This is a genomic window from Methylobacterium terricola (assembly GCF_006151805.1).
In the GTDB taxonomy this organism is placed as follows: Bacteria; Pseudomonadota; Alphaproteobacteria; order Rhizobiales; family Beijerinckiaceae; genus Methylobacterium; species Methylobacterium terricola.
On record NZ_VDDA01000035.1, the window covers coordinates 1 to 14,311 of the forward strand.

The 14,311-nt window shown below is 72.2% G+C and carries 13 protein-coding genes; 5 read left to right on the forward strand and 8 right to left on the reverse strand.

Annotated features, from left to right (window positions below; all coding sequences use genetic code 11):
* The 4 genes from FF100_RS32310 to FF100_RS32325 form a co-directional block, all read right to left on the reverse strand.
* On the reverse strand, positions 1–2,263 hold a 2,263-nt coding region (locus FF100_RS32310; protein WP_139040138.1), incomplete at its 3' end, for an AAA family ATPase.
* A gap of 25 nt (positions 2,264–2,288) precedes the next feature.
* On the reverse strand, positions 2,289–2,921 hold the full coding sequence (locus FF100_RS32315) for a thioredoxin domain-containing protein (protein WP_139040139.1): 633 nt from the start codon (positions 2,919–2,921) through the stop codon (positions 2,289–2,291).
* A 109-nt stretch (positions 2,922–3,030) separates the two neighbouring features.
* Positions 3,031–3,675 carry a DsbA family protein gene (locus tag FF100_RS32320; RefSeq protein WP_139040140.1) on the reverse strand — a complete coding sequence of 215 codons (645 nt, stop codon included), beginning with the start codon at positions 3,673–3,675 and terminating at the stop codon, positions 3,031–3,033.
* Positions 3,676–3,882: 207 nt separating this feature from the next.
* On the reverse strand, positions 3,883–4,368 hold the full coding sequence (locus tag FF100_RS32325) for a DUF721 domain-containing protein (RefSeq protein WP_139040141.1): 486 nt from the start codon (positions 4,366–4,368) through the stop codon (positions 3,883–3,885).
* Between the two features lie 180 nt (positions 4,369–4,548).
* On the opposite strand from FF100_RS32325, the gene mutY reads away from it, so the two are divergent.
* Complete coding sequence (gene mutY, locus FF100_RS32330) at positions 4,549–5,781, forward strand: A/G-specific adenine glycosylase (RefSeq protein ID WP_139040142.1); 1,233 nt, start codon at positions 4,549–4,551, stop codon at positions 5,779–5,781.
* Between the two features lie 495 nt (positions 5,782–6,276).
* Here the strand turns inward: mutY and FF100_RS32335 are convergent, their stop codons facing one another.
* Positions 6,277–7,467 (reverse strand): site-specific DNA-methyltransferase, encoded by a 1,191-nt coding sequence (locus tag FF100_RS32335; protein WP_139040143.1) that lies wholly within the window; start codon positions 7,465–7,467, stop codon positions 6,277–6,279.
* Positions 7,468–8,352: 885 nt separating this feature from the next.
* Between FF100_RS32335 and FF100_RS32340 the strand changes: the two genes are divergently transcribed.
* The 3 genes from FF100_RS32340 (at position 8,353) to FF100_RS32350 (ending at position 9,366) form a co-directional block, all read left to right on the forward strand.
* Entirely contained in the window at positions 8,353–8,694 is a 342-nt protein-coding gene (locus FF100_RS32340) for a septal ring lytic transglycosylase RlpA family protein (protein WP_139040175.1), read from the forward strand.
* Positions 8,695–8,765: 71 nt separating this feature from the next.
* Positions 8,766–9,080, forward strand: a complete 315-nt coding sequence (locus FF100_RS32345; RefSeq protein WP_139040144.1) for a polyhydroxyalkanoic acid system family protein — start codon at positions 8,766–8,768, stop codon at positions 9,078–9,080.
* Positions 9,081–9,159: 79 nt separating this feature from the next.
* Positions 9,160–9,366, forward strand: coding sequence for a hypothetical protein (locus FF100_RS32350; RefSeq protein ID WP_139040145.1), 207 nt, complete (start codon positions 9,160–9,162; stop codon positions 9,364–9,366).
* 64 nt (positions 9,367–9,430) lie between these two features.
* On the opposite strand, the gene FF100_RS32355 is transcribed toward FF100_RS32350, so the two are convergent.
* The 3 genes from FF100_RS32355 to FF100_RS32365 form a co-directional block, all read right to left on the reverse strand.
* Positions 9,431–11,263, reverse strand: a complete 1,833-nt coding sequence (locus tag FF100_RS32355) for a gamma-glutamyltransferase family protein (RefSeq protein ID WP_139040146.1) — start codon at positions 11,261–11,263, stop codon at positions 9,431–9,433.
* Between the two features lie 135 nt (positions 11,264–11,398).
* On the reverse strand, positions 11,399–11,716 hold the full coding sequence (locus FF100_RS32360; RefSeq protein ID WP_139040147.1) for a BrnA antitoxin family protein: 318 nt from the start codon (positions 11,714–11,716) through the stop codon (positions 11,399–11,401).
* Entirely contained in the window at positions 11,676–11,870 is a 195-nt protein-coding gene (locus tag FF100_RS32365) for a BrnT family toxin (RefSeq protein ID WP_246102636.1), read from the reverse strand. Before FF100_RS32365 ends, FF100_RS32360 begins: the two co-directional genes overlap by 41 nt.
* A 264-nt stretch (positions 11,871–12,134) precedes the next feature.
* On the opposite strand from FF100_RS32365, the gene FF100_RS32370 reads away from it, so the two are divergent.
* Complete coding sequence (locus FF100_RS32370) at positions 12,135–13,970, forward strand: ABC-F family ATP-binding cassette domain-containing protein (protein WP_139040148.1); 1,836 nt, start codon at positions 12,135–12,137, stop codon at positions 13,968–13,970.
* Positions 13,971–14,311 lie beyond the last annotated feature (341 nt).

A 14,311-nucleotide genomic window follows, 5' to 3' on the forward strand; every position in this document is an offset into this window, starting at 1 on the left:
GCGCCTCGGCCTCCCGGCGGGCGGCCTCGAGGCGGGCGCTCAGGTCCTCGGGCTCGTCGAGGGCGGCCAGCGCCTCGTCCGCCGCCTCGGCCCGGGCCGCCGCCTCCTCGGCATCCGCGGCGATCCGCCCCTGGGCCTCGGCCAGAGCCGCGCGGCGGGCAGCGGCCTCGGCCTCCCGGCGCTCGGCGTGGTTCAGGTTCTCGCGGGCGCCATCGAGGGTGCGGCGGGCGAGGCGGGCGCCGTCGAGGGCCCGCAGCTCCGCCGCCGCCGCATCCTGTGCCCGGGCCTGGAGGGCGTCGTGGGTCTCGCGCGCGGTCTCGGCTTGGCTCCGGGCGAGGGCCGCGGCCTCGTGCAGCGTCTCCAGCCGGTTGCGCTCGGAGAGCCGCCGCGCCGCCGGCCGCGGCGCTTCCGCCGCGGCGGTGAGGCCATCCCAGCGAAAGAGATCGCCGCGTTTCGTCACGAGGCGCTGGCCCGGATGCAGCCGGCCGCGCAGGGCGGGCGCATCCCCCGGTTCGACGATCCCGACCTGGTGCAGGCGGCGGGCGAGGGCGGAGGGGCCGGTGACGCACTCCACGAGCGGCCGGGCGCCCGTCGGCAGGGCCGGATCGGTGCCGGGATCGGGGAGCGAGGCCCAGTGGGTCGGCGCCTCCGGGTCGGTCGCGGCGTCGAGATCGTCGCCGAGGGCCGCGGCCAAGGCGGCCTCGTAGCCCGGCGCAACCGTCACGGCGTCGAGGACCGGCGGGAAGCGCGTCTCCGCCACCGGCGCCACCAGGCGGGCGAGGGTACGGGCCTCGGTATCGAGCCGCGCCGCCTCGCGCTCCGCCGCCGCCAGGACTGGTCGTCCCCGCGCCTCGGCGTCGCGGGCCTCGGCCACGGCGTCGCGGGCCGCGACTGCGGCCTCCTCGGCGCTCTCGGCCGCCTCCTTGGCCTCGTCGTAGGCCTCGCGTAGCGCCGCGAGCCGCTCGGACTCGGCCTCGCCGGCGGCTGCGGCCTCGCGGGCGAGACGGGCCTGTTCGGCGGCGAGACGCCCGGCCCGGGCGCGTTCGTCGGCGGCCGCGCGGATCAGGGCGCTGCGCCGCGCCGCGTGCTCGGCCTGGGTGGATTGCGCGGTGGAGAGCGCCGCCTCGGCGACCGCGAGGCGCGCATTGGCCGCGGCGGCAAGCGCGTCCGCCTCCTCCCGCGCCGCCCGTCCGTCGTCGGCGTCGCGCAGGGCCGCCGCCTCGCCATCGAGGCGGTCCAGGGTGGTGCGCGCGTCGTCCCGGGAGGCGGCCTCGCGGGTGAGGTCGCGGCGCAGGTCGGCGATCCGGCGGCCGAGGTCGCGCAGGCGCTCGGCGCTGCGGCGCTCCTGTGCCTCCAGCTGCGCCGCCGCGAGGGTCAGGCGCTGCAACTCCTCCGCCGCAGCGCCTTCCGCCTCGCGCAGGCGCGGCAGGGCGGCGGCGGCCAACCCTTGCGCGGTCGCGGATTCCACTTGCTCGGCTTGCGCCGCCGCCAGCCGGTCGAGGGCCTGGGCGAGCGCTCCTTGCGCCGCCATCGCCTCGCGACGGGCATTCGTGTGGCCGATGAGGAGCAGCAGCGCCTCGTGCCGGCGGATCTCGGCGGCGATCGCCCGGTAGCGCTGGGCCGAGCGCGCCTGGCGGCGCAGCGAATCGACCCCGGCGGTGATCGCCGTCAGCACGTCCTCGACCCGGGCGAGGTTGTCCTCCGCCGCCCGCAGGCGCAATTCGGCCTCGTGCCGGCGGGCATGCAGGCCGCCGATGCCGGCGGCATCCTCCAGGATGCGGCGGCGCGCCTGGGGTTTGGCCGCGATCAGCTCCGCCACCTGGCCCTGGCGCACCATGGCGGGGGAGCGCGCGCCGGTCGCGGCATCGGCGAACATCAGCTGGACGTCGCGGGCCCGGACCTCGCGGCCGTTGACCCGGTAGGTCGAGCCGGCGCCCCGGTCGATGCGGCGCGAGACTTCGAGCAGGTCGGCGGCGTTGAAGGCGGCGGGCGCGGTGCGGGCGCTGTTGTCGAGCGCCAGCGTCACCTCGGCGTGGCTGCGCCCGGCCCGCCCGCCGGAGCCGGAGAAGATCACGTCGTCCATGCCGGACGCCCGCATGCTCTTGTGCGAGCTCTCCCCCATCACCCAGCGCAGGGCCTCGACGAGGTTCGACTTGCCGCAGCCGTTCGGCCCGATCACCCCGGTCAGGCCGGGCTCGATCAGGAACTCGCTCGGCTCGACGAAGGTCTTGAAGCCGACGATGCGCAGGCGCGTGAATTTCATGGGGCTCCGACGAGCCGGTGACCGCTCACGGCGCCGTCAGGGGCGTCAGGATGCTCTCCAGCGCCGCGATCGACACCTCGCCCTCGTGCCGCTTGCCGTTGATGAATAGGGTCGGCGTGGAATGCACCTGGAAGACGGTCTCGGCCCGTTGCTGGGAAGCGTTGAATGCGGCGTAGAGCGTCTGGTCCCTCAAGGCCGCTTCGAACGTCTCCTTCGAGAAACCGGCCTGGCGCATCATCTGCGCGAGCGCGTCGAGGGGCTTTTGCACGAAGGCCCAATGGGCTTGCTGGTCGAACAGGAGGTCGGTGATGGGATAGTAGCGCGCGGCATCGTCCGCCCGGGCCAGCATGAAGCCGGCCGTATCGAGCGGGTTGAGCGCGAAGGCTCTCAGGACGAACCGGACCTTGCCGGTCTCGACCCAGCGCTGCTTGAGTGCCGGCCACGTGTCCCGGTGGAAGGCGGCGCAATGCGGGCAGGTCACCGCCGCATACTCGATGATCGTCGCCTTGGCGTCCGCCGGCCCGAGCCAGATGTCCCGGAGCGGGCCGGGATCGAGGAGCCCGGCGGCCTGTGCGCTCTGGGCGAGGGCGGCGCCGGCGAGGGCCGGCATCGCCAGAGCGGCGCCGGTCATCGTCAGGGCATCTCGGCGGCTGAGCATGGCGGACGTCCTCGCCTTTCGAACATCCGGCCCCGTGCGGCCGCGATCGCGTGCGGACTCGGTCATCGCGTCCACCGGGCTGCGGACGCCCGAACCTCACGCCCCCAACTCACGCCCCGACGATCGGCTTGATCACCTTCTCCATGCCTTCGATCGTCATCTCGCCCTGGTATTTCTGGCCGTTGATGAAGAAGGTCGGCGTGGCGTTGACCTTGAAGGTCGTCATCGCCTTTTCCTTCACGGCGTTGACCGCGTCGTAGAGCTTCTGATCCTTCAGGGTCGCCTCGAACTTCTCCTTCGAGAAGCCGGCCTGGCGCATCATCTGCTCGAGGGCGTCGAGGGGCTTCGGCACGAAGGCCCAGTTCTGCTGCTGGTCGAACAGCATGTCGGTGATCGGGTAGTAGCGCGCCGCGTTGTCGGCCCGGGCCAGCATGAAGGCGGCCGTCGCGAGCGGATCGAGGGGGAACTCGCGCAGGGTGAAGCGGACCTTGCCGGTATCGACCCAGCGCTCCTTCAGCGCCGGCCAGGTGGTCTTGTGGAAGGCGGCGCAGTGCGAGCAGGTCATCGAGGCGTACTCGATGATGGTGCAGCGGGCGTTGTCCGGCCCGAGCCAGACGTCCCCGAGGGGGCCGGGCTGCATCAGGCCGTCGACCACCGGGCCTTGCGCCAGAGCGTGGAACGGCAGGGCCGGGGCGAGCAGGGCCGCGCCGAGGGCCGAGCCGGTGAGTGTCAGGGCCTCGCGACGGGTGAGCATGGCAGGCGTCCTCGTAAGGCGGGTGCGGGAGGGTCCGCGGTCGTCAGTGCGGTAGAATCCCGGCCGCCTCGTGGCAAGCCGCCGCCGCATCAACAGCCCGCGACGGTTGCTCCCTGTGTGCCGTCGCGTGCCGCGACGGCGTCCGGCCCATGCGTGCCGACGCCCGGTCGGGCTTGCGGCGGGCTGCACGCCCGCCGACGACGCGGCTCAGCGCGTATGCTGCGCGCCCAGCACCGCGAGGCCGAGGCGGTCGAGGGCGTCGCGCAGCGCGGCCTCGCTCACGGTGGAGACGGCGAGCGCGACCTCGCCGCGGCGCACCGGATCGAGGGGCGGGGGGGCGGCCTTCCGGCGCTGGGCCTGGGCGACCCGGTCCTGGCGCATGCGGATCTTGCCGACGCAGGCCCAGCCGTAATGGCGGTTGATGCGCTCGATCACCAGCGGGCCGAGATGCTGGAGCTCGAGGGCGAAGGCGCCCTCGACCCGCACCGTCAGGGTGCCGGGCTCCGGCCGCTCGCGGGTGCTGCCGCGCTTGCGCGGCCATTCGAGCTTCTCGGGCTGGCAGGCCCGGGCCAGCCGCTCGCCGACGATCTCGGCCCAGGAGGCCAGGATGTCGGTCGAGGCGAAGCCCTGCGCCGCGAAGACGGGGCCGAGGGACCGCTCGATCAGCTCGCTCAAGGGTTTGGGCCGCGCCATCGCCCGTCCATCCTGGTGGTCGCCGTGTCCGGCGTGAAGCCTCGACCGATAGAGCTTTCGCGTGAGGGAATACTTAACCCTCGGGTCCGCGGGGACCAGCCTGGTCCCGCGAAGCGATGCCGGTGCGCCACCCCGAAATCCCGCTCCCGCCGCCGCGGAAAACCGGGTAAGGCGGACCGCATGGTAGCGCCCGCCGCGTCGCACTCAAGGCCGGATGCCGCCGACCTCCTGGTCTGGTACGACCGCCATCGCCGCGCGCTGCCCTGGCGCGCGCTGCCCGGCGTCGCGCCCGATCCGTACCGGGTCTGGCTGTCCGAGATCATGCTGCAGCAGACCACCGTCGCTGCGGTGAAGCCGTATTTCGCCCGTTTCCTGGAGCGCTTCCCGACCGTCGAGGTCCTGGCGGCGGCGCCGGAGGAGGCGGTGATGGGCGCCTGGGCCGGCCTCGGCTACTATTCCCGCGCTCGCAACCTGCATGCCTGCGCGAAGGCGGTGGCGGCGGCCGGCGCTTTCCCCGACACGGTCGAGGGCCTGAGGAAACTGCCGGGCATCGGCGCCTACACGGCGGGCGCCATCGCGGCGATCGCCTTCGACCGGCCGGCGGCGGCGGTGGACGGCAATGTCGAGCGGGTGGTGTCGCGCCTCTACGCGATCGAGACCCCGATCCCGGCGTCGCGCCCCGAGATCCGCCGCCTCGCGGAGAGCCTGGTGCCGGCGTCGCGCCCCGGCGACTTCGCGCAGGCCGTGATGGATCTCGGCGCGACGCTCTGCACCCCGAAACGGCCGGCCTGCGCCCTGTGCCCCTGGATGCAGCCCTGCCGCGCCCGGGCCGAGGGGCTGCAGGAGACCTTTCCGCGCAAGGTGAAGAAGGTGGCCGGCGCGCTCCGCCGCGGCGCCGCCTTCGTGGTGCTGCGGGCCGGGGACGACGCGGTGCTGCTGCGCACCCGCCCGCCGGAGGGCCTGCTCGGGTCGATGGCCGAGCCGCCGACGAGCGAGTGGCGGGCCGATTACGACCCGGCCCAGGCGCTCCTCGACGCCCCCCTCGACGCACGCTGGAAGCGGCTGCCCGGCCTCGTGCGCCACGTCTTCACGCATTTCCCGCTCGAACTGACCGTTTTCCTCGCCCGCGTCGGTGCCGGCACCCCGGCGCCGGAGGGGATGCGCTTCACCCCGCGCGCCGCCCTCGACGCCGAGCCGCTGCCCGGCGCGATGAAGAAGGTGCTGGCCCACGCCCTCGAGCAGAAGCTGGCGGCGCCTCCGCCCGCGCCGAAGCCCCCGCCGGAACCGGATCTCGCGACGCCGCCGGAGCCCGAGGCGCCGCCGCGGCGGGCGCCGCTGCCGAAGGTGCTGTCGCGGCGCCCGGCCTCGGCCGCCCCGGTGGTCAAGGCGCGGGGGCGGCCGAAGGGGAGTTGAGGGGCTGTCAGGCCCCGGCCGCCAGCCAGCGCTTGAAGCGCCGGGCGACGTCGTTGGCGGCGCGGTCGTACAGGTCGTCCATGCCGCCGGCGGTCAGCGCCCCGTCGATGACGCCGCCGAGCACGCCCTGTCCGGTGGCTGCCCTGGTCGCCCGAATAGGCGGTGAGGACCGCGCCGGTGCGGGCGTCGAGGATCTCGATGGGGGCGCGGAGCGTCGGCGAGCCGACGTCGATGACGTCGCGCACCGCGAAGGGGATGTCGGCCGCGATCAGGGTCGCCCCGATGCGGGCTGGGCGCGTCCCCTGGGCCGGCAGGGCCAGCGCCCGCTCGGCCGCCGCCTCGAGGCGCTGCCCCGCCATGCCTCGGAGGTAGGCGGCCGCCTCCGGCATCTGCAGCAGGGGTCGGATCGGGCAAAGACGTGTTCCGCGTGTGTCGATCGCCGAAGCGCCCGTGGCCGAGAGGCCACAGGCGCGTCTCGGCCACGGGGAACGGTGGTCAGGCGGCCGAACCCATCCCGGCCCGCATCGTGCCGCGGAAGTCGTCGATGCAGACCAGCCGCCCGCCGCGCTCGGCGTGCCAGAAGGTCCAGCCGTTGCAGGCCGGGAGGCCCTGGACCAGGGCGCCGATCTTGTGGATCGAGCCCGAGGCGGGGCCGACCCCGAGCGTGCCATCGGGGCGCACCAGGGCCTTGTGGCGGCGCCGCTCGTCGGTGAGCGTCTCGCCGGCCCGGACGTGGCCGGCTTCCAGCAGGCTCAGGAACGGCACCCGCGGCTCGGCACGCTTCGCCGGTGCCGTGAGAAGGGCGGCACGCGACAGGGGCTCGATGCCGGCGATGCGCTCGCGCGCCGCCGCGGCATAGGCCGGCTCCTGCTCGATGCCGATGAAGTGCCGGCCGAGGCGCTTGGCGACCGCGCCGGTGGTGCCGGTGCCGAAGAACGGGTCGAGCACCACGTCGCCGGGATTGGACGACGACAGGATGGTGCGGGCGAGCAACGCCTCGGGCTTCTGGGTCGGGTGCAGCTTGCGACCGTCGTCGCCCTTCAGGCGCTCGTCGCCGGTGCAGAGCGGGATGAACCAGTCCGAGCGCATCTGAAGGTCGTCGTTGCCGCCCTTCAGCGCCTCGTAATGGAAGGTGTAGCCCTTCTGCTCGCTGCGCGAGGCCCAGATCAGGGTCTCGTGGGCGTTGGTGAACCGCTTGCCGCGGAAGTTCGGCATCGGGTTGGCCTTGCGCCACACGATGTCGTTCAGGATCCAGAAACCAAGATCCTGCAACGCGCTCCCGACGCGGAAGATGTTATGGTACGACCCGATCACCCAGAGGGTGGCGGTCGGCTTCATCACCCGGCGGCAGGCGGCGAGCCAAGCGCGGGTGAAGGTGTCGTAGGCCTCGAAGCTGGCGAACTGGTCCCAGTCGTCGTCGACGGCGTCGACGGTGCTCTGGTCCGGGCGCAGCAGGGCGCCGGTCCCGAGCTGGAGATTGTAGGGTGGATCCGCGAAGACCAGGTCGACGCTGGCCGGCGGGAGCCGCTCGAGGGCGGTGAGGCAATCCCCGAGGATGACCTCGTCCAGGGGAAGACGCTGTGCGGGGGTAACGAGACCCATCCGCGGCGCCGACACCACTCGCCCGGTACGCGAGACTTGATTCCGGGCGGCGGCGCCGGCGACCGCGGTACGCGGGGAAGCCATGGCAAACACCGGTTACGCGACTGACACCCAGACATTGCCGCGGCTACGGTAAAGGTGAGGTTGCCAACTGGCACAAATTGCGTCTCGAAATGGGGCTGCACTTCTTGCCGGGTGGGTAGATCGACCGAATAATTCGTTAATGAATGGCTACGAACAGCGAGCGCGACGGGCGTTGATCGTTCGCTGCCGGCCATGCCGGCCGCCATCCCCTGACATCGATGGAGGGCGCACCCGCCTGCCCTCTCTCCGCCTGCGGCAGAGCAGTCGCAGGAAAAGAATGGGGCGGGTCCTCTCCTGTCCCCCGCGGGAGGGGCGTGGACTGCGCTCCCGTCCAGGCATGCAGCGAGGTGTCAGCCCCGGATGAGGGAGTGTTGTCAAAGGAGCCTCGTCCGGCCCCACCCCCTCACCCACGCTCCGGCTTCGCCTGCGCTCCCTTCATTGGCGACGAGGTCGGTGAAATCCTCTCCCGGCCCGCGGGGAGAGGAGAGGACCCCCGCCACTCTCGTCCCCGACCCCGCCCTGCCGCGCGCGGCGCAGCGGCCCGTGCCGCACACGCCGAGCCGTTAACGCGCCCGCACGCACCGGTCCGGCTCGGCGTCGCCGCCCCCGCCGCCGCATCTCGCGAATGCTGAAAACCCCGAATGCAGCCGTTCATGCCTGCAAGTCACCAATCAGTGTTCGCGCTGCGTGACAACTTGTAAGATCAATCCTTAACGTCCTGCAAGATATCGGACAGGATTGCGGCATGACCGGCCGCAAATCGGGCGGTCATATTTTCGTCCTGTTTGGTCTCGATTGGCAGCGCCGTCAGCAACCACCAAGGACAGTGGAATGAACAGCGCCAAGCCTGTGCGTCGGTCGATCGCGGCTCCCCTCTCGGCTCCGATGTCGGTTCTCCTGGGCGGGCTCGCCCTGGCCGGATTCGGGGCCCTCGCGACGGCGTCGACGGCGCAGGCTCAGAGCGGCAAGGCGTCCTGGTACGCGTCGGGCCACCGCACCGCGAGCGGCGAGCGCTTCAACCCCAACGGTCTCACCGCGGCGCATCGCAGCCTGCCCTTCGGCACGCGGGTGCTGGTGACCAACCAGTCGAACGGCCGCTCGGTGGTGGTGCGGATCAACGACCGCGGGCCGTTCGCGCATGGCCGCATCATCGACCTCGCCCGCGGGGCCGGGAAGGCGATCGGCATGAACGGCGTCGCCCGCGTCGCCGTGGCGGTGGTGGACTGATCGGCCGGAGCGGCGTTGCCGTCGGGCCGGGCCTCCCCACATCAGGCTCATCGTGCGAGCGGAGCGTGATGATGGCAAAGCCCCTGGTTGTCGTGATTCCCCATCAGCTCGGCCGGGCCGAGGCCCGTCGCCGGCTCGAGAACGGGATCGGCCAGGCCAAGGAGATGCTGCAGAAGGCGGGTCTCAGCATGGCCGACGCGACCTGGACCGGCGACCGGCTCTCGTTCCTCGTCGCCGCGATGAACCAGCGGGTCGACGGCGACATCGACGTCGAGGAGGACGCGGTGCGGGTCGAGGTGCGGATGCCGCTGCTCCTGTCGCTCTTCGCCCACAAGATCCAGCAGATCGTCAGCCAGAACGGCACCAAGCTGCTGACCAAGCAATAGCCCCGTCCGGCCGCAGGGGACGCTGCGGAACCGGGGCGGGGCGCCCCGGTTTGGGTTCGACAGAAGAGAGGAGCGCTCGATGTCGAATCCCGGACCGATCCCGGACCAGCCCTACGATCCCGTGCCGCCCGCCCCCGGCCCGGACACGCCGGATCCCGGCGGGCCCGACCTGCCGACCGAGGCCCCGGGGGACCGGCCGGTCGAGATCCCGGTGAACGATCCGGGCAATTCCCCGGCCATCACCCCTGATCCGTCGCCGACCGGCCCCGCCAACCCGACGATGTAGCGGCGGCGAGGGCACCGCCCGATCCCCTCGCGATCGGGCGATGCCCCCTGTCCTCGAGCCCGAGCTAGCGCCCCGCGGCGTAGCCCTGCATGCCGCGGGGATTGGCGGCCGCCCGCAGACGCCGGCCGTCACGGCTCGCCGCGGTGAGCCGCCCCTCCGACCAGTCCGACCCGATCTCGACGACGTGGCCGCGCCGGCGCAGCTCGGCGATCGTGCCGGCGCTGATCCGGTTCTCCACCACCACGACCCCCGGCCGCGCGGTGCGGGGCCAGAACGACGACGGGAAATGCTCGGTGTGCCAGGCCGGCGCGTCGATCGCCGCCTGCAGGTTCATGCCGGCATGGACGTGGCGCAGGAAGAATTGTGGGATCCACTGGTCCTGCTGGTCGCCGCCCGGCGAGCCCCAGGCGAGGTAGGGCTGGCCATCGCGCAACGCCATCGTCGGCGACAGGGTCGAGCGCGGCCGCTTGCCCGGGGCCAGAGCGGCCGGATGCGCCTCGTCGAGCACGAACATCTGCGCCCGGGTGCCGAGGCAGAAGCCGAGCGCCGGGATCACCGGCGAGGATTGCAGCCAGCCGCCGGAGGGCGTCGCGGCGATCATGTTGCCGTGCCGGTCGATGATGTCGAAATGGACGGTGTCGCCCCGCACCACGCCCGCCCGGGCATCGTCCGGCGGTACCGTCGCCTCGATCTTGCCCACCGTCGGCTCGCCGGCGCCGGACGCGCCCACCGCCGTCCGGGCCCCGCTGCTGACCCGGGCATCCAGCGCCTTGCCGAAGCCGGGAATCGTGCCCGGCCGCTGCTCCAGCGAGGCGGTGTCGCCGACGAGCGTGCGGCGCTCGGCGTTGTAGGCGTCCGACAGCAGGGTCTCCACCGGCACGGCGACGAAGTCCGGGTCGCCGTAGAACGTGTCGCGGTCGGCGAAGGCGAGCTTGGCGCACTCGACCTGCAGGTGGATGAAGTCGGGTCCGGCCGGATCGAGACGATCGAGGTAGAAGCCCTTCAGCAGGGCGAGCTGCTGCAGGGTCGCCAGCCCCTGCGTCCAGGGCCCGGCCTTCAGCACCGTGTAGCGGCCGTACTCGTACCCGACCGGCGCCTCGACGCTCGCCTGCCAGGCCGCCATGTCGGCCCCAGTGAGGAGGCCGCGATGCGGCCGCCCCGTCACGTCCATCACCGGTTCGCCCCGGCAGAAGGCGTCGATCGCCTCCGCCACGAAGCCCTGCGACCAGATCCGGCGGGCGCGCTCGATCTCCTGCTCGCGCGTGCCGCCGGCGGCCTCGCGCACGATGCGGGCATAGGTCTCGGCCAGCACCGGATTGGTGAACAGGGTGCCGGGGGCGGGCACGCCGCCCTCCTTGAGGTAGGTCGCCGCCGAGCTCGGCCAGTGCTCGCGAAACAGCCCCTCGACGGTGGCGATGGTGGCCGAGACGCGCTCGACCAGCGGGAAGCCGTCGCGGGCATACCCGATCGCCGCCTCCAAGACGTCGGCGAGGCGCCAGGTGCCGTGGTCGCGCAGGATCAGCATGTAGGCGTCGAAGGTGCCCGGCACGCAGGGCGCCAGCAGCCCGGTGCCCGGCACGAGGTCGAGGCCGAGATCGTCGCGTAAGTGCGCGATGGTGGCGGCCCGCGGCGCCGGGCCCTGCCCGCACACCACCTGCGGGTGCCCGACCCGGACGTCATGCAGGATCACCGGCACGTCGCCGCCCGGCCCGTTGAGATGCGGCTCGACCACCTGCAGCACGAAGGCGGTGGCGACTCCGGCATCGAAGGCGTTGCCGCCCCGCTCCAGCACCCCCATGCCGACCGCGGTGGCGATCCAGTGGGTCGAGGCCACGACCCCGAAGGTGCCGTCGATCTCGGGGCGGGTGGTGAAGGGATCGGGGGTGACGAAGCTCATCGGAACTCCTTTTCGGGTGGGCCTGGCGCGAAGTCTCGCGCGCCGGAACCGCTATTCTAGGCTCTCACTCGCGGTGGGAACGATGCAATCTGTCGGGTCCGGCGATGCGCAGCCGCGCCTTGCCAGCCTTGGCGCCTACGGCATCGCCTCGCGCAGCACGGCATTCATCCGGGTCTGCCACCCGGGACCGCTCGCCTTCCAGCGCTCGACGACATCGGGGTCCAGGCGCAAGGTGACGAGCTTCTTGGCGTGCGCGACCGGAGGACGACCGCGTCCGCGGCGGATCAGGGTCGCACCCTGGTAGGTGTCGGCTGCCGCCAGGTCGGCCTCGGTGAGTTCCGGCAGCTCGTCGTATTCCTCGGGCGTGATGGTGTGGCCACCGACCTTGGCGAAGTCGGTCTTGCCGTAGGCATCAGGGGAAAAGGTGGGCGTAGCGGGCTTGCTCGCGCTCATTGCACCTCCTCATCGTGACGACGTGGCGGCCGTCGCCACGCGGCGTCCATCCGATCATCACCATGCGCCCGTTCAGATGTCCGATCGTGATGCTGCGAGGCTCGCCGTAATCGCGGCGGGCATCCGGCCATGTGTGGTGGAGGCCGGCGAACACGGCCTCGGCGGAGAGAAATCCAGGCCCCGCTCGCTCCGGGCACGGTCGCGCTTGGGCGGGTCGAAGGTGATGGCCATCTATTTATCGTAACTACGATAATTTAATGAGGCAGCGATGTCGAGGCCTCGATCCGTGATCTTCGCAAGCCTGATTCCATTCCTGGAGGAGGAGCGGAGTGAGGGACGCTCACGGAGTGGCGGTCGAGGGTGAGCGACACCCGCCCCGGGCTCGCCTTTCACCCTAGCCTGCCGTAATCCCCACCCCATGGCCGCTCCTCCGCTCCTCACCCTCCAGGGCATCGCGCTCACCTTCGGCGGCACGCCGCTGCTCACGGGGGCCGACCTGTCGCTCAGCCCCGGCGACCGCACCTGCCTCGTCGGCCGCAACGGCTCGGGCAAGTCGACCCTGCTCAAGGTCGCCGCCGGGCTGGTCGAGCCCGACAAGGGCGTGCGCTTCCTGCAGCCCGGCACGACCGTCCGTTACCTCGCGCAGGAGCCGGATTTCTCGGGGCATGCCACCACTCTGTCCTTCGTCGAGGCCGGGATGGGGCCGGGCGACGAGCTGTACCGGGCGCGCTACCTGCTCGAGAGCCTCGGCCTGACCGGCGAGGAGGATCCGAGCCAGCTCTCGGGCGGCGAATCGCGCCGCGCGGCTCTGGCCCAGGCGCTGGCGCCCGAGCCCGACATCCTGCTCCTCGACGAGCCGACCAACCACCTCGACCTGCCGGCGATCGAGTGGCTCGAGGCTGAGCTGAAGGGCAGCCGCTCGGCGCTCGTCCTCATCAGCCACGATCGGCGCTTCCTCGAGGCCCTGTCGCGCTCGACCGTCTGGCTCGACCGCGGCACGACGCGGCGGCTGGAGCAGGGCTTCTCCGCCTTCGAGGGCTGGCGCGACCAGGTGTTCGAGGAGGAGGAGCGCGACCGCCACAAGCTCGACCGCAAGATCGCGATGGAAGAGGACTGGCTGCGCTACGGCGTGACGGCGCGGCGCAAGCGCAACGTCAAGCGGCTCGCCGGCCTGCACGACCTGCGGCGCCAGGCCCGCGAGCATCGCGGCCCGGTCGGCGCCGCGACGCTGACGGTGAGCGAGACGGAGGCCTCCGGCGCCCTGGTGGTCGAGGCGCGCGACGCCGCGAAGGCTTACGGCGAGCGCCCGATCGTCCGCGACCTGTCCATGCGCATCGCGCGCCGCGACCGGCTCGGCATCGTCGGCGCCAACGGCACCGGCAAGACGACGCTGGTCAACCTCCTCACCGGGCGGCTCCCGCCCGATTCGGGCGAGGTGAAGGTCGGGGCCAACGTCACCCTCAACCTCCTCGACCAGCGCCGCAGCGCGCTGGACCCCGAGCGTACCGTCGCCGACGTGCTGACGGGGGGCGGCAGCGACAGCGTCCAGGTCGGCGGCCAGAGCCGGCACGTCATCGGCTACATGAAGGACTTCCTGTTCTCGCCCGAGCAGGCGCGCACGCCGGTGGGCGTTCTGTCGGGCGGCGAGCGCAACCGGCTGCTGCTGGCTCGCGCCCTCGCCGAGGCCGGCAACCTGCTGGTGCTCGACGAGCCGACCAACGACCTCGATCTCGAGACCCTCGACCTGCTGCAGGAGATGCTCGGCGACTATGCCGGCACCCTGATCCTGGTCAGCCACGACCGCGACTTCCTCGACCGTGTGGTCGATACGGTGCTGGTTTCGGAAGGGGAGGGGCGCTGGGTCGCCTATGCCGGCGGCTACAGCGACATGGTGGCCCAGCGCGGCATCGGCGTGCAGGCCCGCGGGGTGGTGCAGACCGGGCGCCACGATGCCAGGCAGGACGCCAAGGAGACGAAGGAGGCCGGCAAGCCCGCTTCCGCCCGCCCGGCCGCGAAGAAGCGCCTCGGCTTCAACGAGCAGCACGAGCTGAAGACCCTGCCGTCCCGGATCGCGGCGCTCGAGGGCAACCGGGGGAAGCTGCGCGCCGCCCTCGACGACCCGACCCTCTATGCCCGCGACCCCGCCCGCTTCGAGGCGATCTCCCGCACCCTGGCGACGACCGAGGCCGACCTCGCCGCGGCCGAGGAGCGCTGGCTCGCCCTCGAGATGCTGCGCGAAGAACTCGAGGGTTGATTCGGTATCACAACCTGTGGATGAATTGATCCGGCCGTTGCACCATGACGGCCGGTCAAGAGCGACGACAGGGAAACAGGCCGGAACATGAGTTGTCGCGTTCTAGGCCCCGGGTTTTAGCTGACCCGCGTAAGCTTTCGTGGCGTCCGTGCAACATTCCTGCCGAAACCCGGCGACTTGGCCGTTCCGGACGCGGATGTCAGTTGATCGCCGTTAGCGCCTCGCACATGGTGCCCCTGCACCGGGCACAACCCGGTGCAGCCCGGATGACATCCCTTCAGGGAGCGCCGGGCGCAAGGGGATAAGAGTGGCGTGGTTCGGCATTCGTCGGGACACAGTCG

Coding starts and splice junctions, on each gene's coding strand:
- FF100_RS32315 (WP_139040139.1), bottom strand. CDS start 2,921: ATGCTCAGCCGCCGAGATGCCCTGACGATGACCGGCGCCGCTCTGGCG.
- FF100_RS32320 (WP_139040140.1), bottom strand. CDS start 3,675: ATGCTCACCCGTCGCGAGGCCCTGACACTCACCGGCTCGGCCCTCGGC.
- FF100_RS32325 (WP_139040141.1), bottom strand. CDS start 4,368: ATGGCGCGGCCCAAACCCTTGAGCGAGCTGATCGAGCGGTCCCTCGGC.
- mutY (WP_139040142.1), top strand. CDS start 4,549: ATGGTAGCGCCCGCCGCGTCGCACTCAAGGCCGGATGCCGCCGACCTC.
- FF100_RS32335 (WP_139040143.1), bottom strand. CDS start 7,467: ATGGCTTCCCCGCGTACCGCGGTCGCCGGCGCCGCCGCCCGGAATCAA.
- FF100_RS32340 (WP_139040175.1), top strand. CDS start 8,353: ATGTCGGTTCTCCTGGGCGGGCTCGCCCTGGCCGGATTCGGGGCCCTC.
- FF100_RS32345 (WP_139040144.1), top strand. CDS start 8,766: ATGGCAAAGCCCCTGGTTGTCGTGATTCCCCATCAGCTCGGCCGGGCC.
- FF100_RS32350 (WP_139040145.1), top strand. CDS start 9,160: ATGTCGAATCCCGGACCGATCCCGGACCAGCCCTACGATCCCGTGCCG.
- FF100_RS32355 (WP_139040146.1), bottom strand. CDS start 11,263: ATGAGCTTCGTCACCCCCGATCCCTTCACCACCCGCCCCGAGATCGAC.
- FF100_RS32360 (WP_139040147.1), bottom strand. CDS start 11,716: ATGAGCGCGAGCAAGCCCGCTACGCCCACCTTTTCCCCTGATGCCTAC.
- FF100_RS32370 (WP_139040148.1), top strand. CDS start 12,135: ATGGCCGCTCCTCCGCTCCTCACCCTCCAGGGCATCGCGCTCACCTTC.